This is a genomic window from Bacteroides propionicifaciens DSM 19291 = JCM 14649, assembly GCF_000375405.1.
GTDB lineage: Bacteria > Bacteroidota > Bacteroidia > Bacteroidales > Bacteroidaceae > Bacteroides_E > Bacteroides_E propionicifaciens.
On sequence record NZ_AQWS01000027.1, the window covers coordinates 1 to 21,701 of the forward strand.

Below are 21,701 nucleotides of genomic sequence, written 5' to 3' on the forward strand. Positions count from 1 at the left end.
AGCGTTGTGGTTTAATAAGGTTGAGCATAAAGAGTCTCCACACTTTAAAACTGTAATAAACACCTTTAAGAATCACTACGAAAGAATACTAAACTTCTTTGAGTCTCGATTCACTAATGCATCTGCAGAGTCTTTCAACGCAAAGCTTAAACAGCTAAGAGCTACTTTCAGAGGAATTACAGACACTAAGTTCTTCCTCTTTAGAGCAACAGAGCTATTTGCTTAATATGTTAAATCCCCAAGAATATGATATGATCCGTAATTTTCTAAATTTGCACGACACGTGCACGACAGCAAAAGAAAAAGCCTTGATAATCAATAGATTATCAAGGCTTTTAGCGGTATGGACGGGACTCGAACCCGCGACCCCCTGCGTGACAGGCAGGTATTCTAACCAACTGAACTACCACACCAGCGTTTTATTGCAATGCAAATGTAAGGCAAATAAAAGTACTGTCCAAAAAATAAGTAATGTTTTTTCGTTGAATGAGTAATATTTATCAATTGACGGTATTTAATGGGGGTATTTCTATGTTATAGGACATTGATTTAGTGTTACTATTTTGTATATGCCGCTGCGGAGTATTACTTTTGTATAGCTAGAATATAGAAAAGCTTTTCACAAATTAAATAGTGACTAATGAAAACGATGAAGAAATTTATATCTCCCAATACGTGGTTTGAGTTTGAATATCCTGAAGCTTGGTTTGAGTTTGAAGATGGCGAGGGAGCATTCCTGTTTTATAATCCAGATGTTTGGGATGGAAATTTTAGAATATCGGGTTTCAAAGGTGAAACACCCAGCTATGGTGAAGAGTTTGTGCGTGATGAGATAGATTACAATCTAAAACTGAAGCCTTATGATTTGTCTGATGCTGATGGAGCTTATGAAGTTTCCTACTTTGAGCAAGATGAACATGAGTTTGCTTCTCATCGTTGGTATATTGGACTTCGTGATATGGGCTTTGTTTGTACCTTTACGGTTCTAAAACACAGCAGTATTGCCCTGGCCGAGCAAATCATTAAATCGATAAAGGTTAGGGATTTGTCCGAAAAATATCCCGCTGAGATAATTCCTGTCCGCTTATCTGAGATATATGCTATCGATGAGGCTTATGAATCAATAGCCAAATTTGTGAAAGATACTTTTTCGAAAGACTTTCAGGGTATAGAAGAGGATGTAGCTTCACTCAGCAAAATTTTGGATGATCAAATGTTCTCTGCAAAAAAACGTGAGCGTTGGATTGATTTGGGCTTGACTTTGGCTGTGATAATGGCCAATGAGATCGAAGGTATCGAATGGAAAACCTTAATCGATGGCAATAGAGAAGCTCCAGTATTGTTTTATAACCCAACGGGCGTAATTATAGATCCTCTTAAATTGGTGTGGAGTAGAGTTAAGGCTGGAGAAAACTTTTCTATAACAGAAAGTTATCAAGATGCCTTAGCTAGTTTGCACGCTTAAAATATCCCTTTCCATTAAATTAAATAATTACAATGATAAGTTATCTACAAATAGAAAATCTGACCAAATCTTTTGGAGATTTGGTTCTTTTCGAAAATCTTTCAATGGGTATTTCTCAAGGAGACCGCATTGGTTTGATTGCTAAAAATGGTACAGGGAAGACCACACTGCTGAATATAATCGCAGGTAAAGAGGGTTATGACAATGGTCGTATCGCTTTTCGTCGTGATTTGCGTGTGGGTTATTTGGAACAAGATCCTGCTTATCCCGACAATTTAACTGTGATCGAAGCTTGTTTCCATCATGGAAATGAAGTTATTGATCTAATTAAGAAATACGAAATCTGTTTGCAAACTCCAGGTAATCCTAATATGGATAAGCTTTTGTCTCAGATGGATATGCTTAATGCTTGGGAGTACGAACTAAAAATTAAGCAAATTCTTTCGGAGCTTAAGATCTCTAATTTTGATCAAAAGGTTGGTGAACTTTCAGGTGGACAACTCAAGCGTGTGGCTTTGGCTAATACATTGATTACGGAGCCTGATTTACTCATCTTAGATGAGCCTACTAACCATTTGGATCTTGAAATGACCGAATGGCTCGAAGGATATTTGAAGCGTTCAAACCTAAGCCTTCTAATGGTTACTCACGATCGTTATTTCCTTGACCGAGTTTGTTCGGTTATTATGGAAATTGATAATCAGCAGATGTATACCTATAAAGGAAACTATAGCTATTACTTAGAAAAAAGACAAGAAAGAATGGAGGCGGCCAATGCTGAAGTAGCAAAGGCTAAGAACCTCTATAAAACTGAATTGGAGTGGATGCGCCGTATGCCTCAGGCACGTGGTACTAAAGCTCGCTATCGTGAAGATGCATTTTATGATCTCGAAAAGGTAGCAAAGAAGACATTTGATACCAGTTCTGTAGAACTCCAAATGGGAGCTTCATATATTGGTACTAAGATATTCGAGGCTAATAATGTAAATAAGAAGTTTGATGACCTGGTTATTTTGGATGACTTCTCTTATAATTTCTCTCGTTACGAGAAGATGGGGATTGTTGGGAATAACGGAACAGGTAAATCAACTTTCATTAAAGTAATGATGGGGGAGTTAGCTCCCGACTCTGGAACGATTGACCTAGGAGAGACTGTTCGTTTTGGATATTATTCTCAAGATGGGCTTGAGTTTGATGATCAGGTTAAGGTAATTGATGTGGTACGTAATATTGCCGATGTTATCGACTTGGGTAATGGAAAACAGCTTACCGCCTCTCAGTTTTTACAACATTTTCTCTTTACGCCCGAGACTCAATACAATTACGTATATAAGCTGAGTGGGGGAGAACGTCGTCGCTTGTACCTCTGTACGATTCTGATGACAAACCCCAACTTTTTGGTACTCGATGAGCCTACCAATGACTTAGATATAATGACATTAAATGTTCTTGAAGATTACCTACAGCACTTTAAAGGTTGTTTAATTGTGATTTCCCACGATAGATACTTTATGGATAAGGTTGTAGATCACTTGATGGTATTTAATGGTGATGGAGATATCCGAAACTTTCCGGGAAACTACACTCAATATCGTGATTGGAAAGAGTTTAAAGAGGAAGAAGAAAAGAATGCTCAAAAGGCAAAACTTGCTCAGGTTGAGGATAAAGATAAGCACAGTAAGGTGCGACATAATGAAAATCGAAAAATGACTTACTCCGAAAAGCGTGAGTTCGAAACTATTGAAAAAGATATTGATAAGCTTGAGGCTCAAAAGGCCACTATTGAGGACGAGCTATGTGCAGGAGATCTCTCTGTAGAAGAATTAACTAAAAAGTCAAAGAAGCTTTCCGAAATAAATGACTCAATTGATACCAAGACCATGCGTTGGTTAGAGTTGAGTGAAATTGAAGGTTAAATGAATTTAACGAATTACCATAGTCACTCCACCTATTGTGATGGTAGTGCACCTTTAAAAAAATTTGTAAGTGAAGCCCTAAATCAGGGCTTCACTTCTTATGGCTTTTCCTCACATGCTCCACTTCCTTTCTCTACAAATTGGAATATGGATAAAGATAAAATGGAAGATTATTTGGAGGAGTGTTGCGAGTTGGTAGTCGAATACAAGAACAAAATTGAGCTTTATCTGGGGCTTGAAATTGATTATCTAACAGACGAATATAATCCTAGTAGTGCTTATTTTCAAAACTTACCTCTTGATTATCGTATAGGTTCTGTGCACTTTGTCGAGATAGACAATGAGCAGTTTGTTGATGTCGATTGTGGTGTTGAACTGTTCCGAGAAAATGTTCAAAAGTATTTTAATCGAGATTACGAGGAGGTTGTTATTCGCTATTTTGAAGCACAGCGTAAGTTAATTCTAGCTGGGGGATTTGATTTTATTGGGCATTGTGATAAGATCAGCAAGAATGCTTCAGCTAATGCTAAGGGGATACTTGATTCCTCATTTTATAAGTCAGTAGTGAAGTCTTATTTCGAGTTTGTTGCACAGCATAAGTGTATGCTTGAGATCAATAGCAAAGCATATGAATTGCGTGGAATGCTCTTTCCTAATATTGAACATTTTGAACTTCTGCGTGAGTTGGAGATTCCTGTAATGGTAAATAGTGATTCCCATAAGCCTCAGCTCATAAACTCTGGTCGTAAAGAAGCTCTTAAGGCTTTGCATACCGCTAAATTTGACCGTGTAATGGAGCTTCACGATGGTGTATGGACGGGAGTTCCCATCCATACGATTTATCGTTACTGAGTTTTACTTTATTCTTTTGCAAGAATGAGCTTCCAAGAAGCTTTTAAACAGAGATTCATGATTGCCTCGAACCATCACGTGGTGGTTGCCAAGTGGGTTACGTAAGAAGTAATCTGCATTTTCATTCATCTTAAATAAAACTTCTGTTCTACTACTAGGCTCAGTTTCTGTATTATCTAATAGATAGCCCGATGAAACAAAATATTTATCAAGGCATTCCCCTCCACATTTAATCAAGGTATATTCACCAAGAGGCAGAAGCCCTTGAATAGTTATAGAATCTTTTCCCGAAAAATGATTTCTAAGGATAAAGTGACTGGTTTGTTGAGTGGCGATGCTGCAATGACCTAATATTAGTTTGTTCTCTTTAAAATCTATTTTATTTGGGTTGCACATAAAGCCCGTCTGACGTGTTAGGGCACGCGACATAATCAGGGTAAAGATAGTTTGAAGATCTCCTTCGCATCCCGAAACAATGCCTTCATTATTGAGCAGAGAGTTTGCCACACAACCAGTAACGCCTAATTCTGCTAAGGTCTTATAACAATTTAGTGTAGTTCCTGTTAGTTGTTCTTCGTCACAAATTTGTCGGATAGCCTTGTAAAGCTTCATTGATTTCACTAAAGCTTTAGGAGTAATCTCTTGTGAGGAATATGCTGTTGAGCTAAAGTTCGTACAGAGTGTGCTTACTTCTCCATCTTCAATTTGGTTATAAACCTCGTAAAGCCTCATTAGTGGGATGTTAACGAATTTAACTCCCCATCTTTGTTTGGCTAAGAAATAGTCAACACCACTTGCGATAGCCCAAGGTGCAGGCGTTCCAAAAACACCAATGCGCTGAGTTTTTAGCTGGTTTTGCACGTTATAATTGATGCCTAGATGTACAATTCTCTTTTTTATGTCGAATATATCTCCGTGAAGAATTTCGTTTTTGATTCCTCGCTCTCGCAGCCAACTCGAAACCTCTAATGCTGCTGCAAGAGAGTTTTGTAGTCCATCGGCTAATAGTATTATTGGTCTGGGGAGTTTTTCGATATCTTTTGCTATTTGCTGTTCTACACCTCCTGATGCAATAAATAGTATAGATAGGTTTTCTTTGGGGATATGCTCGATTTCAGTGGGGGTGAAATACTTAACATCAAACTGTATTTCGAGTTCTGCAAGAGTTTTCTCGTGTATTTTGGTAGTTGCAGTTAACTTGTCAAGACCCGATGCATACGTGATTAGATTTATATTCATAAGGGGTAGTTGTTATTAGGTTGTCCATAACAAATATAATCGTTTTTTGTGTCAAAGAAAAACCAAAATGATTAAGCTATATTAATTCATTAAATCTTAACTTTACTCGCGAATTAATAAGTAACTTTGGTCTATATTAGGTTGATTTTATATTTAAAATAGCATATATTTTGTTTGAATTTCAGATTGCTAAAAGACTCTATTCGGATCGGAAAGAGAAGAAAAGAATATCAAAACCAGCAGTTTTTATTGCTGTTCTAGGAATTGCTATTGGTTTTATTGTGATGATGGTTACTGTTGCAGTAGTAGTAGGTTTTAAAGGTGAGATACGAAGCAAGGCTGTGGGATTTAACTCAGATATTCAAGTGTCCAACTATAATACTGTGGCAGCATATGAATCGCATCCTATTGCTGTTTCTGATAGTCTGAGGGAAATCTTAGATTCGAATCCTGAAATACTTAAAAATCAAAGATATTCTACTAAAGCTGGTCTAATTAAGACGGATGATAATTTTCAGGGAATGATACTCAAAGGAGTGGGTCAGGAGTATGATACTAGCTTCTTTTCTAAATACATTGTTGACGGGCGTCTGCCAGCTTTTAATGATAGTACTTCTACTAACGAAGTAATGCTATCTGCAACTATGGCCGAATTACTAGATCTGAAGCTTAACGACCGTATCTACACCTATTTTACCGAGGATGAGGGCATAAAGGCTCGTCGATTGGAAATTGTAGGAATCTATCAAACCAATTTTTATGAATACGATAAACTTTATCTCCTAACAGACATAAACTTGGTTAATCGTCTTAATAAATGGGGCAAAGATCAGTATACTGGTTTGGAAATTGGTATAGCAAATTATGATAAGCTTACCGAAATTACTGAAGATCTTGGAGATTTACTATACGACACGGAAGATCCTTACGGTGAACCCTATATTGTGAGTAATATTGAGCAGTTAAATCCTCAGCTTTTTGGTTGGCTTGCTTTACTCGATCTTAATGTTTGGGTAATCTTGGGGCTAATGATGGCTATATCTGGCTTTACGGTGATTTCAGGCTTGTTAATTCTTATTTTAGAACACACTCAGATGATTGGCCTGTTTAAAGGATTAGGTGCGACAAACCTTTCTATCCGTAAAATATTTATCTGGTTGGCTGTATTTCTGATTGGTAAAGGATTATTTTGGGGCAACCTTATCGGGCTCAGTCTTTGTTTTATTCAGTCTAAATTCTCCTTAATACCACTTGATCCCAAAGTTTATCACGTGAGTGCAATCCCAGTTTCTGTTAGCTTCTGGTGGATGGCCTTACTCAATTTGGGTGTGATAATTATCTCAGTCTTAATTTTGGTTGGCCCCTCTTATCTTGTTTCAAAGATTAATCCAGCAACATCTATGCGTTACGAGTAGTTTGTATTAAGAAAAATCTACAATATCACCCTTTCTTTTTCTTGGGAGTGTCAATCTAATTAGTAAAGTTTTTAGTGGGATAATAATATCTAAGAATAAGAGTGAGAAAAAGTATCTTCTACCCTCATTCATTGCTTTAGCTACCTTGTTGGTTATAATAAACTGTACTACCCATCTGATTAAGAAAAGAAGTAAAGTCACTGCACTTACTATCCATGCCAGATTAACTAAGCTAAATATGAATAGAGCTATGCTTAGTAGATAAAATAGGAGTCTTGTAGTGGTTTCCAGCCCAACTATGTACTTGCTGCCACCGCTTAATCGTGCTGTTGATAGCAAATGAAAACGTTTAAGTTCTCTCCAACTTTTTGGACGCTCTAAGGGTTTAACCTCAATTATAGCCTCTGGGTTTACTACTACTGTCGTGTTTTCAGCATTAGCATATTGGTTCACAAAAAGATAATCCTCACCTCGCTGAAGGTTGAGCTGATTATAAAATGCTCTTCTATCCTTATAAAAGAGTTCTTTCTTATAAGCAAGGTTTCTTCCCACCCCAATATAAGGCTTTCCTCTTAGAGCTAACCCCATAAAACGCATATGTAAAAGCTGGTTATCATACGAAATGAATCGGTTGAAACTGCTTTCCCCTTTTTGGTAATGGCTATACCCTAAAACAAATTCTGTTTTCTCAGTTATGTTCTCCATCATGGTTTGTAGCCATTTGTTAGATGTGGGTTTACAGTTGATATCGGTAAAGACGAGCCATTCATTTTTGCTGGCTTTCACCCCAATAGTTTGGGCTAATTTTCGTTTACTAATAAATCGGGCACTTTCTGGTATGTAGCTAAAATAAAGATTACTATGTTGTTTTTCTAAGTATTCTAGGTACTCTTTTGTACCATCGATAGATGCCATATCAACAATAACAACCTCAAAGTTGGGATAGTCTTGCGTCATTATGGCATTTATATTCTCTCTTAACTCATCTACCTGATTTTCCACACAAATAATCACAGAAAGAGGAGTCAGATTTTGGCTCTCTCTGCTTACTTGTTTCTTCTGCTTTTGTGGTATTCGATTGTAATAATATAATAAGTAAAAAAGCTGTGTGAATAATAAAATGGTTAGACAGATGTAGCCTAATATGAAAGGAGTTGATATAAATAGTGTTGGTATAGTCATAATCTTATGGCTGTGTAAATTCTTAATTACTGCTACCACAAAAATAAATAATAAAAGCTGATTCTTAGGGTTTGGGTGATGTTTTATTCTTGATTGGATAAATGTGATTTATATCAATCCCTTAAATATTTCATTGTGTCTACTGAGCCTTTTAGTATTTCTAGATCATTACAGCTGTTTACACTTGTTACTCTATAGCTGATTTATCGGTTTAAATTTCTGTTTTATTTACTTTGGCTATAAATTTCAAGTACCATATTGTCTTTATTTTTCTCAATACCGAGCGGAATCAATTGTTGTTTGTAGTGATAAAAAGTATGCATATGGGTGTATATGATATTAAAATGATATTATTTATAGTTGTTTCTACATCTATTCTATTGTGTGGTTTTAAGTTAATATTATCTGTTTTGTAGTTTGTTTATATGGCTTTTTGTTGATTGGTCATTTGTTGTAACTGACTGATATTAAATTAATACTCTAATAGTGTACTTCGTGATTGTAGAGGTTGATATTTTATTGAGCAAATACATATTTTACCTATATGTACAAATATATGTGAATTATCTTTTGGTTTTTAATGTATTTTAAGTAAGTTTGATTTATCCAAATTGTTAGATAAAACCAATAAAAACAAACTTATGAGAAATTTGAAGCTGTTCATGCTTCTGACTATGCTAATCATGAGTACTACTTACACCTTAGCCCAAACTCGGGTTGTTAAGGGTATTGTACTTTCGTCAGAAGACACTGAACCCGTAATTGGTGCAGCAGTTAAGGTTAAAGGTACTACACTAGGTACTCTAACTGATGTTGATGGGAAATTTGTATTATCAAATGTTCCGTCAACTGCTAAAACCTTAGAAGTAGCTTATATAGGTATGAAATCTCAGGATGTACCTATTCAGGCAAGTATGAAAATTATACTAGAAGTCGATGCTCTTGTCTTAGATGAAGTGGTTGTAACTGGTATGACAAAAGTTGATAAACGTTTGTTTACTGGTGCATCTGTTCAGCTAGCAGGTGATAAGGCTCGAATGGATGGGTTACCCGACCCAAGCCGTGCTCTCGAAGGAAGAGCTGCAGGTGTATCCGTTCAGAACGTATCAGGGACTTTTGGTACAGCTCCCAAAATTAGAGTACGTGGTGCTACCTCCATTTATGGTAGTTCTAAACCACTTTGGGTAGTTGATGGTGTAATTATGGAAGATGTGATTGAGGTTGATGCCGATGCACTATCTTCTGGAGATGCCAGCACTTTGATTAGTTCTGCAATTGCAGGGCTTAATGCTGATGACATCGAGAGTTTTCAAGTATTGAAAGATGGTTCAGCAACCTCAATCTATGGAGCGCGAGCTATGGCTGGAGTTATTGTAATTACCACTAAGAAAGGTCAGGCTGGAGTAAGCCGTATTAGTTATACGGGAGAGTTTACTACTCGTCTTAGACCTAATTACAGAAACTTCAACATTATGAATTCTCAAGACCAGATTTCTGTTTACCAAGAGATGCAGCAAAAGGGTTGGTTAAATCTAGCTGATTTATCTACAGCAGCAGAAAGTGGTGTGTATGGAAAGATGTACCAATTAGTAAACGATGGTAAACTTCTCAACACGGCAGAATCTCGCAACAATTACTTGCGTGGTGCTGAGTATCAAAACACAGATTGGTTTGAAGAGCTTTTCAATGTGAATTTGGTTCAAAACCATGCTGTAAGTATGTCTTCAGGTAGTGAAAGATCTTCTTACTATGCTTCTATGAGTGCTCTGCTCGATCCAGGATGGACCGAACAAAGTAAAGTAAACCGCTATACAGCGAGTTTGAATGCATCGTTTAATATTCTTGACAACTTGAGCTTGAATATGATTACAAATGCTTCGTATAGAAAGCAACGAGCTCCAGGTACACTATCTCAAGAAGTGGATGCTGTTAGTGGACGAGTAAAGCGTGATTTTGATATTAACCCTTACTCATTTGCTTTAAACTCTTCTCGTACGCTTAACCCAGATGAGTATTATACACGTAACTATGCTCCGTTTAATATTCACAATGAGTTAAAGAACAACTATATGGACTTGAACTTAGCCGATGTGAAGTTCCAATTGGACTTGAAATACAAGCCAGTTCGTGGACTTGAATTGAGTGCACTTGGTGCTATTCAATATCAAACTACTTCTCAAGAACACAACATTACTGATTTCTCTAATCAGGCTATTGCTTATAGAACAATGCCTACGACAGCAATTCGTGATAAGAATCCATTCTTGTATACCGATCCGGATAATCCATTTGCTGTGCCCATTACGGTACTACCTCAAGGGGGTATTTATAAGAAAACAGATTACACAATGCGTTCGAGCGACTTGCGTTTGTCTGCAGCTTATAATACAGTGATTGATGAGAAACATATTATTAATGCTTTTGCCGGTACAGAAATCAATAGCATTGATCGTAGTGAAGATTGGTTCCGTGGTTGGGGACTTCAGTATAGCATGGGACAAATTCCCTTCTATGCTTATGAGGTTTTCAAAAAAGGAAAAGAGGAAAACTCAAGCTACTATGGATTGAGTGAGACGAAAGATCGTCGTGCTGCTTTCTTTACCAACTTAACCTACTCCTACAGAGGTATCTACACCATTAATGGTACATTTAGATATGAGGGAAGTAATAAGTTAGGACGTGCACGTTCCGCACGCTGGTTACCAACATGGAATATTTCGGGAGCGTGGAATGTTCACGAGGAGAAATTCTTTGAACCTTTATCCTATAAGATATCGCATTTGGCTATTAAGGCTTCATACAGTTTAACAGCAGATAGAGGCCCAGCATGGGTAACTAACTCACGTGCAGTTATCATGAGTGATACCCCATGGAGGCCATCAAGTGGTGTTTCGGAGTCTGCTTTGGGTATCTCAAGCTTAGAAAATAAAGATTTAACTTATGAGAAAAAGCATGAGTTTAATATCGGAATGGATTTAGGTCTGTTTGAAAATCGAATCAACTTTGCATTCGACTGGTATAAGAGAAATAACTACGACTTGATTGGTATTGTAAATACTCAGGGATTAGGGGGTGAAATTGCCAAATATGGTAACGTAGCTTCTATGCGCTCACGAGGTGCAGAGTTAACTCTTAGTACAAAGAATATTGAGACAAAAGACTTTAGTTGGACCACTGACTTTACTTATTCGCATATTAATAACAAAATTACTGACTTGCAAAACCGAAGTAGGGCTATTGATATGGTCTCTGGTGTTGGTTATGCCAAAGAAGGATATCCCGTTCGTTCTTTATTCTCTTATCAGTTTGAAGGATTAACGAATCAAGGTCTTCCTACTTTTATTAACGAAAAAGGTAAAGTTACGAGTTCGGACATTAACTTCCAAGAGCGTGATAATTTAGGTCACTTAGTTTATGAGGGTAGTGTAGATCCAACTGATCATGGTGGGTTTGGTAATACTTTTACTTATAAAAACTTTAAGCTAAACCTATTTATTACCTATTCATGGGGAAATAAAGTTCGTCTAGACCCCGTGTTTAGTAGCCAATACTCCGACTTAACAGCTACTCCTAAAGAGTTTAAAAATCGTTTTGTAGTTCCTGGAAATGAAATGCATACCAGTATTCCAGTAATCGCTAGTACGCGTCAATTGCAAGATGATAGAGAGCTAAATCGAGCTTATAATGCTTATAACTACTCTACAGAGCGTATTGCAAAGGGTGACTTTATACGTATGAAAGAGATTTCACTAGCTTATGATTTTAAGAAAAGTGTAATAAGTAAGTTTAAGCTCAGTAACCTATCTCTGAAAATTCAAGCAACAAACTTGTTTTTATTCTATGCGGATAGAAAGTTAAACGGACAAGATCCTGAGTTCTTTAATACAGGAGGTGTGGCAAGCCCTATGCCCAAACAATTTACACTTACCCTACGTGTGGGTTTATAAAGATTATAAATTATGAGAAAGATAATATATACAATAATTGGTCTACTGGGGTTAGGTTTATCGAGCTGTGACTCCTTCTTAGACACAATGCCAGATAATAGAGCAGAGGTTGACTCGCCAGATAAGGTTAAGAAACTCTTAGTCTCTGCTTATCCCTATGCATCTTACATACTTTTTTGTGAGATCTCTTCGGATAATGTTGACAAAACGGGAGAGTTTAATCCCAACGGCTCCATGTTTACCGATCAGATCTACCATTGGGAGGATGTGAAAGAGAGTAATAATGAGGCTCCTAAAAACTTTTGGTCAGGTTGTTATGGTGCTATTGCCGCTGCAAATCAAGCTTTATTGGCTATCGATGAGTTAGGCAATACACCAGAACTGCAAGGTTCTCGTGCTGAAGCTTTACTTAGTCGAGCCTATGCGCACTTTTTACTTGTGAATGTTTTTGGTCAACACTACTCTCCAGAGCATAGTGGTACTGATTTGGGTGTTCACTATATGACGGCTCCTGAAACTACGCTTGATCCAAAATATGACCGAGAATCCGTATTGTCGAACTATGAGAATATCGAAGCAGACTTAGTAGCGGCTTTACCTAATGCACATAAAACAACTTATGATGTGCCTAAGTATCACTTTAATGAAAATGCTGCTTATGCCTTTGCCACCCGATTTTATCTCTATAAAGGGGATATGGAAAAGACTATAGAGTATGCTACCAAAACTCTGGGTGCTATGCCTCAATCATTTTTGCGTGATAATAAATACTTAGCTACTTTACCACAAGATGGAACGACTACAGCTATTGCTTTTGTTAATCCGAGTATGAAGGCCAACCTGCTTTTACTGACAGCAAACTCTAGACTTGGTCTAATTTATGGCCCTTATACTACTGAATCCCGATATACGCATAACGAAACGATTTCTAAAACTGAGACTTTCGATATTAATAAAGCTCCTTGGGGTGCTATAAGTGATAGTAAAGTTTATTATGTACGTTCTCGTACGTATTCAGGGACTAACCTTAATAAAGTTATTATGCCTAGACTACCTTACTTCTTTGAATATTCCGATCCTGTAGCGGGAGTTGGTTATTATAAGACAGTTTATGATGGTTTTACGGCTGATGAAGCCTTGCTTTCTCGAGCAGAAGCTTACGTAAGAACTAATCAGTTTAGCCTCGCAGTAGCAGACATCAATATGTGGCTACAAGCTTATGTTAAAGATTATGTACCCGTAACTCAAGAAGATATTGTAGCATGGACTGAGGGATATGATTATTATACCCCCGATAAGCCAACTCCTATTAAAGAGCTTAATCCAGATTTCGAAATTGATAAAGGAGGAGTTCAAGAGAAGCTATTACAATATGTGTTGTATTTACGTCGTTTCGAAGTATTGCATACAGGATTACGTTGGTTTGATATTAAGCGTTATGGAATAAAAGTTACCCGACGTCTAGTAGATGGTGGTAAGGTAGCTCAAGTACTTCCTTATGTCTTAGACAAGCGTGATAATCGTCAAGCTTTCCAATTGCCTGCCGACGTGATTACTGCAGGAATGACACCTAATCCACGATAAATAGAAGTATTATGAAAAGATTAATAAAATATACCTTGATCTCTTTAGTAGCTTTCTTAATGGTTAGCTGCTCAGAGGATAGTTTGAGCTCTACGAGTATGATCAAGGATCCTCAGGTAGAGTTGAACGATTTTGATAAGTGGATATTAAAACGTTATACAGATGTTTATAATATTGACTTCAAATACCGAATGGAAGATATTGAATCTGATATGAACTACAACTTGGTTCCGTCAGAATACAATAAATCCATCATTATGAGTAATATGGTTAAATACCTATGTTTAGAGGCATACGACCAAGCAACAGGTGGTACAGAATTTATCCGTGGTTATTTTCCTAAGATATTGGTTCTGATAGGTTCACCAGCTTACCGAAACAATGGTACCATGGTATTGGGTACAGCTGAGGGAGGACGAAAAATTACCCTCTACAATATTAACTTGATGAATATGAATGATATTGAGCAGCTAAACGATTGGTATTTTAGAACCATTCACCACGAGTTTGCCCATATCCTTCACCAAACAAAACCCTATACAACCGATTTCAAAGAAATCAGTGCGGCTAACTATGTGACAGATAGCTGGAAAGATAAAACTGATCTTCAAGCTCTTCAAGAGGGATTTATTTCTAGATATGCCTCTAGTGCTGTGGATGAGGATTTTGTAGAGGTTTTTTCTTTCTTTATCACCTCTACTCCCGAAGTGTGGAATGGTTTTATTACTGACGCAGGTAGTACTGGTGGGCCGATCATCGAAACTAAGCTCAGCATTGTTTCAAGCTATTTGCGTGAGTCTTGGGAAATTGAAATTACCGAGTTGCGAGATATCATTACTGATCGTGTAGATAAACTAGACGAACAAGATTTAACTAGTCTCGACTAATCAACAAAACATATAATTATGAAAAAGATAAATATATTTCTCTTCATTTTAGTCGGATTGGTTATGCAATCTTGCTTAACCGAGGATAAGGAGAAGTTCTCTGTATCCGCTGCAGACAGAATGGAGGAGAATCTAATAGAAAGTGAAAAAGTATTTCTTTCGGCCCCTAATGGCTGGTTGATGAAATACTATCCGCAAAAGAATAAAATATATGGTGGCTATACGCTACTCATTAATTTTGAGCAGGAGAACAAAGTAAAAGCAACTTCAGAGCGTGGAGGGAGTACCACTGTTGTCGAAAGTTTATATTCTTTGACTAGCGATGATGGGCCAGTAGTCCGTTTTGATACCTATAATGAACTTATACACTATTTCTCTGAACCTAAGAATCCTGATGGAATTGGACCTGCAGATAGTGGAATGCAAGGTGATTATGAATTTGTTATTATTGATGCTAAACCCGATCGAGTAGAACTTAGAGGTAAGAAGACAGGTAATAAAATAATAATGGAACCTATAGTAGCCGATCAAAAATGGGCAACACTGATGGAGCCGATTATTGAAATGGGGAATACTCTTAAGAGATATAGCCAATTTGAATATGCAGTAGGCGATTTTACTGCTACTGTTTCTCAAAGTTATCGTAGATTGACTTTTGTTGCTGGCCAAGGAGATGATGAATCTGAGCAACTCGTCCCCTACCGTGTAACAGCTCAGGGAATGGAGCTTTTTGAGCCGTTGACCTTAGGTGGGATTACGGTAGATAATTTTAAGTTTGTCGAGGATGGTGAAAGTAGTTATTTAGTAAATGAAAAGACTGGAGCTACTCTAAGGCCATTGGCAACGCCTTTATCTCTTCATTTAAGAAATGGTACCTGGTATTTTGCTTATTCCAAAACTGAAGGCAGTGCTAAGATTGTATTTGATTTAATGAAGAAAAAAATGGATCCAGCCGGAGTGATATTAGGTCAAATATTTTTATCTGATTATAGTGGTCAATTCTCTCTTTACTATCGCGCTAAATTGCCAGGTGAAGACTTTGAATTAGGTCTATTTACATTGATTGATGAGCTGTTGGCCGATGATCAGATTAGGATTGAACCTACATATAGAGCTTTAGGCACTGGGCTTGAGTATTTTAGTAAGTTTGATTTTAAATACTTGTTTAATATACTCGATGGAACTTACAAATTGACCGCAGATGATCTTATGAATCCAACAGAGATTCGTCTAGAGATGGTTGATAATCCACAATTTATATTCACTCTACAGAAAGCACCAGTTATCTTTCCCTATGATAACTAAGTGGTTTATGATAGATGACTAACTCATTTGATAAGAATGAAATACTCCCCGTTTAATTCGTTTTAAACGGGGAGTATTGTTTTTTTGATATAACTATATGGATGTGCTGTTTTTATTTAACACCACCACCTAAAGCTTTGTATAGATTAGAAGTTGCTTGAAGCTGTTGTAGCTTGTCGCTATTTTGATCTAATTGAGCTTGTAGTAAGCCTTGTTGTGCACTAATTACCTCTAGGTAAGTTGCCTCTCCAGCTTGTAGGAGTTCGTGTGTATATTCTGCAGCCTTCTTGTATGCATTTACTTGAGTATTTCTGTCGAAATCTTTGTCAAGAGCATTCTTATAGGTATTTAGAATATCTGAAACTTCTTGACCAGCTGTCAATACAGTTTTCTCAAAGCCATAAAGAGCTGCCTTTTGTTCGGCTTTAGCTACTTTAAGTTGAGTAAGTAGTTTCTTTCTTGCAAAGATTGGTTGAGCAAGTCCACCGATAATATTTGCAATAAGATTCTCTGGCTTAAAGAATTGGCTTAGTGTATTCATAGTAGAGAACCCAATCATTCCAGTCGAAAGTGTGATTGAAGGATAGAAGCTAGCTTGTGCTACATTCGTCATTTCAAAAGCCGATCTAAATTGGAACTCTGCTTGAAGTACATCTGGACGCTTTGCCAATAACTGTACAGGAACACCATAAGCTAATGTAGCAGGGATGTTTTGCTCAGCTAGAGTACCTCTCTTAATGCATGTTGGTCTTTCGGCCATCATCACGCAAAGAGCATTCTCCAGTTGGTAAATACTGCTTTTAAGGTCAGGGATACTAGCCTTTACCTTGTGTAAAGCAGCACGTGACTGCTCAACACCAGCAGCATTGGCCATACCACTTTCTTTAAGAGCTTCCATTGTTGTTAAGTTATCCTCTAATAGAACAACCATGTCTTGAGTCACTTTTAGATTCTCATCCAAAGCAATAAGAGAGTAATATGTATTGGCAATACTAGCGATTAGAGACGATTGTAGTAAGTTCTTTCCTGCATAGCTATAAAGCATATCAGCATATTTCGCACGTTTAGCACGATTTAACTTGCCCCAAACATCAATCTCCCAGCTAGCAACTAGCCCTAAAGAGTATGCTTCCTTGTGGTAACCCAAGACGTTTTTGTCTTTAGGTAGTCCTGTTGTAGGACTAGCATTGCTGAGTCGAGTTTGATTTACTTGAGCAGACAAAGCTAGGTCTGGGAAGTAAGCAGCACGTGCCATACCTAGTGCAGCCTCTGCTTGTTTGATACGCTCTTGAATGATAAGCATATCATAATTATTATCTAAAGCCTTTTGGATATAGGCTTTAAGATAATTGTCTTTGAAGTATTCAGCCCAAGGAATATCAGCAATTGTCGTGGTATCCTTTTGGTCCGTATCTCCTCGATAGAGTTTACTAGTATCCACTTTAGGAGACTCATAGCGATTGGTGATTTGGCAAGATTGTAAGCCAAAAACCGCAATAAGCCCAAAAAGTAGGAGTGAACCTTTTAAATATTTAGTTTTCATTTTTATATTCTTTATTCTAAGTCTCAAAATCTTATTTCGATTCTTTCTTAGTGAATTTATCTTGAATTACTTGGAATACGATGTAAAGTGTTGGAATAACAAGTATACCAATCATTGTACCCACAAACATACCACCTACTGCACTAATACCGATTGAACGGTTACCAACAGCACCAACACCACTAGCAAACATCAAAGGCAATAGACCAATGATAAGAGCAAAAGATGTCATAAGAATTGGTCTTAGACGTGCAACAGCTCCGTTAACAGCAGCTTCCACAATAGTTTGGCCTTGTTCACGACGTTGTATTGCATATTCCACAATAAGAATAGCATTTTTAGCAAGTAGTCCGATAAGCATAATCATCGATATCTGTACGTAGATATTATTTACAATACCCATATGTGTACCAAATATTTTCATGAAGATGAATACACCAGCTAAACCAATCGGTAACGATAATAATACCGCTAATGGAATAATATAGCTTTCGTAAAGTGCTGCAAGAAGTAGGTAAACAAAGACAATACAGATTAAGAAAATCATACCAACCTGAGAGCTTTGTGAAGTCTCTTCTCTTGTCATACCCGAATATTCAAAACCATAACCCTGAGGTAATGTGGTTGCGCTAACTTGGTCAACAGCATTAATAACGTCACCAGTACTATATCCACCCATACCGTTTGGAATGATGGTTACGTCCATAGACTGATACATATTAAAACGTGTCAGTGCTTGAGGTCCCATTACTGGTTTAACTGTGATAAACTCTGTTAGAGGAGCCATTTCACCAGCTGCAGTTCTAATTTGGATATTCTCTAAATCTTCAAGTTGTCTACGACTCTCTGGTGGAGCTTGAAGCATTACACGGAACTGCTTTCCATACAAGTTGAAGTCTGACACATACATACTACCAATATAGGCTTGCATAGTAGTCATGACATCTTGAAGGGTTAGTCCAGCTTCCTTGATTTTAGGAATATCTGCTGTAATTTCACGTTGAGGGAAATTTGGATTAAAGGTTGTCATAGCCATAAGAACCTCTGGACGTTGGTTCATACCTGCTAAGAAATTATTAACATGACCGTAGAACGCATCGATGTCTCCACCTGTCTTGTCTTGCATCTTCATTTCAACCCCAGAACTCATACCAAAACCTTGAAGCGTTGGCATACCAAAGAACATAAAGGTTGCATTTGATATCCCTTGAGTTTCCTTAGTAAGATAAGCTGCAATTTCGTTAGGACCGTTTTTACGTTCCTTCCAATCTTTAAGCTTGATAAATAGGGTAGCGTATGAACTTGCCATACCTCCCATACCACCAAGGAAGTTAATACCTACAATTTCGGTTACGTTCGCAATCTCTGGAACCTGACTTGTTATTTTAAGAACATCTGTTACTACAGAGTCTGTTCTTTCAAGTGAAGAACCTGGAGGAAGTGTAACGACACCCAACATCACACCACCATCTTCCTGAGGTACGAAACCAGTAGGAGTGGTTTTCATCATAAAGAGTAATAGGCCCGAGAAGAATACAATAATCGCAACTGTAATCCAACGGTGTCCTTTTTTACCCAAGAATTGAAGTGATGATTTGTATTTTTGTGTTCCTGCTTCGAAGCCTGCATTAAAGAATACAAAGAAACGTTGAAGCAAGTTTTTCTTTTTCTCACCGTTTTTAGTGTCTGGTTTAAGGAAAATAGCACAAAGTGCAGGGCTCAGTGTCAATGCGTTTACTGCAGAAAGAGCAATCGCAATCGCAAGAGTTAAACCAAACTGACGGAAGAACACACCCGATGTACCACCAATGAAACTCACGGGGATAAATACAGATGACATAACCAATGTAATCGAAATAATCGCTGGAGTAATCTCTTTCATCGCAGCTACAGCGGCCTTTTTAGGATCAGTTTCACCAGCCTCCATATTGGCATGGACAGCCTCTACCACAATAATGGCATCATCCACCACAATACCAATAGCAAGTACAAGAGCAAACAGAGTTAAAATATTAACCGAGAATCCAAGTACTTGTAGGAAGAAGAAGGTACCGATAATCGCAACCGGAACTGCAATTGCAGGAATAAGAGTTGATTTCCAGTCTTGTAAGAATAGGAATACCACCAAGAACACTAAGATAAGTGCTTCTATAAGTGTACCGATAACCTTATCTACCGAAGCATCAAGGAAGTCGTTCGCATTCATCAAGTATGTTACTTTTAAGCCTGGAGGGAAAGATGGTTCAGCCTCAGCAATTACATCCTCAATCTTTTTAATCAGCTCTTGAGCGTTAGACCCAGCAGTTTGATTAATTGAGATAAATACTGACTCATCACCGTCTGTTTTTGATACAATATTGTAGCTCAGTGAACCCAAGTCAACATCAGCAACGTCTTTAAGTTTCAATAGGTTTCCGTTTTGTGAACGGATAATGATGTTTTGAAACTCCTCAGGTGTTTCAAGACGACCTGTATAACGTAGAGTATATTGATATGCTTGATCACTGTTTTGGCCTAGCTCACCAGGAGCAGCCTCAATATTTTGATCAGTTAATGCAGCAATAACCTCATTAGGATTCATCTTATATGAAGCCATTACGTCAGGTTTCAACCATACACGCATAGAGTAAGTTCTAGCTCCCATAACAGAAGCATCACCCACACCGTAAACACGTTTAATTTGCGGGATTAAGTTAATATCCGCATAGTTTTGGATGAACTGACCGTCGAAGTCAGGGTTATCTGATGACAAAGAGATACCAAGAATGGTACTACTTTGTTGTTTAGTAACTTTTACCCCAATCCTGTTTACCTCAGCAGGTAAAACTGGAGTAACTGTAGCTACTAAGTTTTGAACGTTTACCGCAGCAATATCTGGGTCAATACCTTTTGAAAAGTACACTTCAATACTTGCCATACCAGCATTTGATGCTGATGATGTCATGTAGGTCATTCCTTCTACACCGTTTACGGCTTCTTCGATAGGAATGATAACACTCTTCATAATTACCTCGGCATTAGCTCCTGGATACTGAGTCGAAATACGAACTGTAGGAGGTGCAATATCAGGATACTGCTCTACGGGTAATGTGAAAAGTCCAATAACCCCCAGTAATACGATAAATACCGAAATTACCGTTGAGAGTACGGGTCTATCTATAAATGTTTTTAACACAATCTCTTAATTTTGATATTAATACTAAATGAATTTAGTTAATCTGCTTAGTGATTGCTCGCCTAGCAGAATGTTTGAAAAAGATTACTCAACAGTAATTTTCTTACCGTGACGTAGTGTAATAATACCATCTGTTACAACAACGTCTTTCGCATTTAGACCAGAAGTAACAACGTAGTTTTGACCATCAGGTGTTGGAAGAACAGTAATAGCTTTAAGAATTACTGAATCACCCTGTACTTGATAAACTAAGTTTTTGTTTTGTTGCTCAAAAACTGCTTTTTGGGGAACAAGTAATGCGTCGTTTATATAGTTCGGCAATGTTACTCTACCGCTCATACCACTTCTTAGAAGATGTTCTTTGTTAGGGAATTCAGCTCTAAAAGTCACCGAACCTGTTGTTGCATTTACTGAACCAGTAATTGTTTCAACTCTACCTTTGTGAGGATATACTGATCCGTCAGCAAGAGTTAGTGTAAGTTCAGGGATATTCTTAATTTTCTCGTTTTGGCTTGTGCCCTCTAGCTTATTTAACATAGCTGTAAACTCTTTCTCATTAAGAGAAAAATAGGCATAGATGTTTTCGATGTCAGCAATTGTAGTCAAAACATTCATTGAGTTTACTAAACTACCAAGACGGAAAGGGATAGAACCCACTAATCCATCAACAGGGCTAGTAACATCTGTCCAACCTTGAGTTGCTTTTGCGTTTTTGTAAGCAGCTTCTGCTTGATTTAAACTAGCAATTGCTGTGTTGTAAGCATCTTGAGCTGTTGTTAGTTGTACTTCACCCACAATGCCTTTTTGTGCTAGTGGAGTAATGCGATCCACATTTGTTTTGGCTGTGTTGACAGAAGCTTTAGCCATTTCGATAGCTGCTTTAGCACTTGTTAGAGCTTGTTCTGCTTGGGGTGAGTTAATTTTAAATAGCACTTTGCCTTTCTTAACCACATCACCTTCGTCAACATAGATAGCTTGAATAAATCCATCAATACGAGGACGAATTTCAATGTCTTGTTGCCCTTTTAGGCTAGCTGGATAGGTTGTAGATAGTTCAACATCTTGTGCAAAAATCTCAGTTACTGGGTATTTTTGCAAACTTGTTGGTGCACCAGCGTTTTGCTTGTTTCCACAAGCTGAGAATAATATTAGAGTAGATACTCCGTATATTAAATTCGTCAGTTTCATAAT

The 21,701-nt window shown here is 37.6% G+C and carries 14 protein-coding genes and 1 tRNA gene; 9 read left to right on the forward strand and 6 right to left on the reverse strand.

From position 1 onward, the window contains the following. A partial coding sequence (locus tag B091_RS12025; protein ID WP_018109636.1) for a transposase occupies positions 1 to 226 on the forward strand: 226 nt, incomplete at its 5' end. A 113-nt stretch (positions 227 to 339) separates the two neighbouring features. Here the strand turns inward: B091_RS12025 and B091_RS0108795 are convergent. Next, positions 340 to 413: transfer RNA gene (locus B091_RS0108795), tRNA-Asp, on the reverse strand. Between the two features lie 227 nt (positions 414 to 640). On the opposite strand from B091_RS0108795, the gene B091_RS0108800 reads away from it, so the two are divergent. From B091_RS0108800 to B091_RS0108810, 3 genes are read left to right on the forward strand one after another with little or no spacing between them, the layout of a single operon-like run. Continuing rightward, entirely contained in the window at positions 641 to 1,465 is an 825-nt protein-coding gene (locus tag B091_RS0108800; protein WP_025069599.1) for a DUF3805 domain-containing protein, read from the forward strand. A gap of 32 nt (positions 1,466 to 1,497) precedes the next feature. Continuing rightward, positions 1,498 to 3,381: an ABC-F family ATP-binding cassette domain-containing protein gene (locus tag B091_RS0108805; RefSeq protein WP_018109638.1), complete on the forward strand. Its 1,884-nt coding sequence runs from the start codon at positions 1,498 to 1,500 to the stop codon at positions 3,379 to 3,381. After that, on the forward strand, positions 3,382 to 4,233 hold the full coding sequence (locus B091_RS0108810; RefSeq protein ID WP_018109639.1) for a histidinol-phosphatase: 852 nt from the start codon (positions 3,382 to 3,384) through the stop codon (positions 4,231 to 4,233). Between the two features lie 3 nt (positions 4,234 to 4,236). Here the strand turns inward: B091_RS0108810 and B091_RS0108815 are convergent, their stop codons facing one another. Further along, the gene (locus B091_RS0108815) at positions 4,237 to 5,472 is read right to left on the reverse strand and encodes an L-arabinose isomerase family protein (protein ID WP_018109640.1); all 1,236 of its coding nucleotides are present in this window, start codon (positions 5,470 to 5,472) and stop codon (positions 4,237 to 4,239) included. A 170-nt stretch (positions 5,473 to 5,642) separates the two neighbouring features. Between B091_RS0108815 and B091_RS0108820 the strand changes: the two genes are divergently transcribed. Continuing rightward, positions 5,643 to 6,887, forward strand: coding sequence for an ABC transporter permease (locus B091_RS0108820; protein ID WP_018109641.1), 1,245 nt, complete (start codon positions 5,643 to 5,645; stop codon positions 6,885 to 6,887). 6 nt (positions 6,888 to 6,893) lie between these two features. On the opposite strand, the gene B091_RS0108825 is transcribed toward B091_RS0108820, so the two are convergent. Then, complete coding sequence (locus tag B091_RS0108825) at positions 6,894 to 8,069, reverse strand: glycosyltransferase (protein ID WP_018109642.1); 1,176 nt, start codon at positions 8,067 to 8,069, stop codon at positions 6,894 to 6,896. A gap of 641 nt (positions 8,070 to 8,710) precedes the next feature. Here B091_RS0108825 and B091_RS0108830 point away from each other — a divergent pair. The 4 genes from B091_RS0108830 to B091_RS0108845 are packed head-to-tail and all read left to right on the forward strand — an operon-like array spanning position 8,711 to position 15,792. Continuing rightward, on the forward strand, positions 8,711 to 12,016 hold the full coding sequence (locus tag B091_RS0108830; RefSeq protein WP_155888292.1) for a SusC/RagA family TonB-linked outer membrane protein: 3,306 nt from the start codon (positions 8,711 to 8,713) through the stop codon (positions 12,014 to 12,016). Positions 12,017 to 12,028: 12 nt separating this feature from the next. Then, on the forward strand, positions 12,029 to 13,600 hold the full coding sequence (locus tag B091_RS0108835) for a RagB/SusD family nutrient uptake outer membrane protein (protein WP_025069602.1): 1,572 nt from the start codon (positions 12,029 to 12,031) through the stop codon (positions 13,598 to 13,600). Between the two features lie 11 nt (positions 13,601 to 13,611). Continuing rightward, positions 13,612 to 14,487, forward strand: coding sequence for a zinc-binding metallopeptidase (locus B091_RS0108840; RefSeq protein WP_025069603.1), 876 nt, complete (start codon positions 13,612 to 13,614; stop codon positions 14,485 to 14,487). A gap of 18 nt (positions 14,488 to 14,505) precedes the next feature. After that, positions 14,506 to 15,792, forward strand: coding sequence for a DUF4302 domain-containing protein (locus B091_RS0108845; RefSeq protein ID WP_018109646.1), 1,287 nt, complete (start codon positions 14,506 to 14,508; stop codon positions 15,790 to 15,792). Between the two features lie 112 nt (positions 15,793 to 15,904). Here B091_RS0108845 and B091_RS0108850 read toward each other — a convergent pair whose 3' ends face one another. The 3 genes from B091_RS0108850 to B091_RS0108860 form a co-directional block, all read right to left on the reverse strand. Continuing rightward, positions 15,905 to 17,335: an efflux transporter outer membrane subunit gene (locus B091_RS0108850; RefSeq protein ID WP_018109647.1), complete on the reverse strand. Its 1,431-nt coding sequence runs from the start codon at positions 17,333 to 17,335 to the stop codon at positions 15,905 to 15,907. A 31-nt stretch (positions 17,336 to 17,366) separates the two neighbouring features. Next, entirely contained in the window at positions 17,367 to 20,510 is a 3,144-nt protein-coding gene (locus B091_RS0108855; protein ID WP_018109648.1) for an efflux RND transporter permease subunit, read from the reverse strand. A gap of 84 nt (positions 20,511 to 20,594) precedes the next feature. Beyond that, positions 20,595 to 21,698, reverse strand: coding sequence for an efflux RND transporter periplasmic adaptor subunit (locus B091_RS0108860; RefSeq protein WP_018109649.1), 1,104 nt, complete (start codon positions 21,696 to 21,698; stop codon positions 20,595 to 20,597). Positions 21,699 to 21,701 lie beyond the last annotated feature (3 nt).

Bases quoted from the DNA above. Each gene is read 5' to 3' on its own strand.
- B091_RS0108800 (WP_025069599.1), top strand. From the start codon at position 641: ATGAAAACGATGAAGAAATTTATATCTCCCAATACGTGGTTTGAGTTT.
- B091_RS0108805 (WP_018109638.1), top strand. From the start codon at position 1,498: ATGATAAGTTATCTACAAATAGAAAATCTGACCAAATCTTTTGGAGAT.
- B091_RS0108810 (WP_018109639.1), top strand. From the start codon at position 3,382: ATGAATTTAACGAATTACCATAGTCACTCCACCTATTGTGATGGTAGT.
- B091_RS0108815 (WP_018109640.1), bottom strand. From the start codon at position 5,472: ATGAATATAAATCTAATCACGTATGCATCGGGTCTTGACAAGTTAACT.
- B091_RS0108825 (WP_018109642.1), bottom strand. From the start codon at position 8,069: ATGACTATACCAACACTATTTATATCAACTCCTTTCATATTAGGCTAC.
- B091_RS0108830 (WP_155888292.1), top strand. From the start codon at position 8,711: ATGAGAAATTTGAAGCTGTTCATGCTTCTGACTATGCTAATCATGAGT.
- B091_RS0108835 (WP_025069602.1), top strand. From the start codon at position 12,029: ATGAGAAAGATAATATATACAATAATTGGTCTACTGGGGTTAGGTTTA.
- B091_RS0108840 (WP_025069603.1), top strand. From the start codon at position 13,612: ATGAAAAGATTAATAAAATATACCTTGATCTCTTTAGTAGCTTTCTTA.
- B091_RS0108845 (WP_018109646.1), top strand. From the start codon at position 14,506: ATGAAAAAGATAAATATATTTCTCTTCATTTTAGTCGGATTGGTTATG.
- B091_RS0108850 (WP_018109647.1), bottom strand. From the start codon at position 17,335: ATGAAAACTAAATATTTAAAAGGTTCACTCCTACTTTTTGGGCTTATT.
- B091_RS0108860 (WP_018109649.1), bottom strand. From the start codon at position 21,698: ATGAAACTGACGAATTTAATATACGGAGTATCTACTCTAATATTATTC.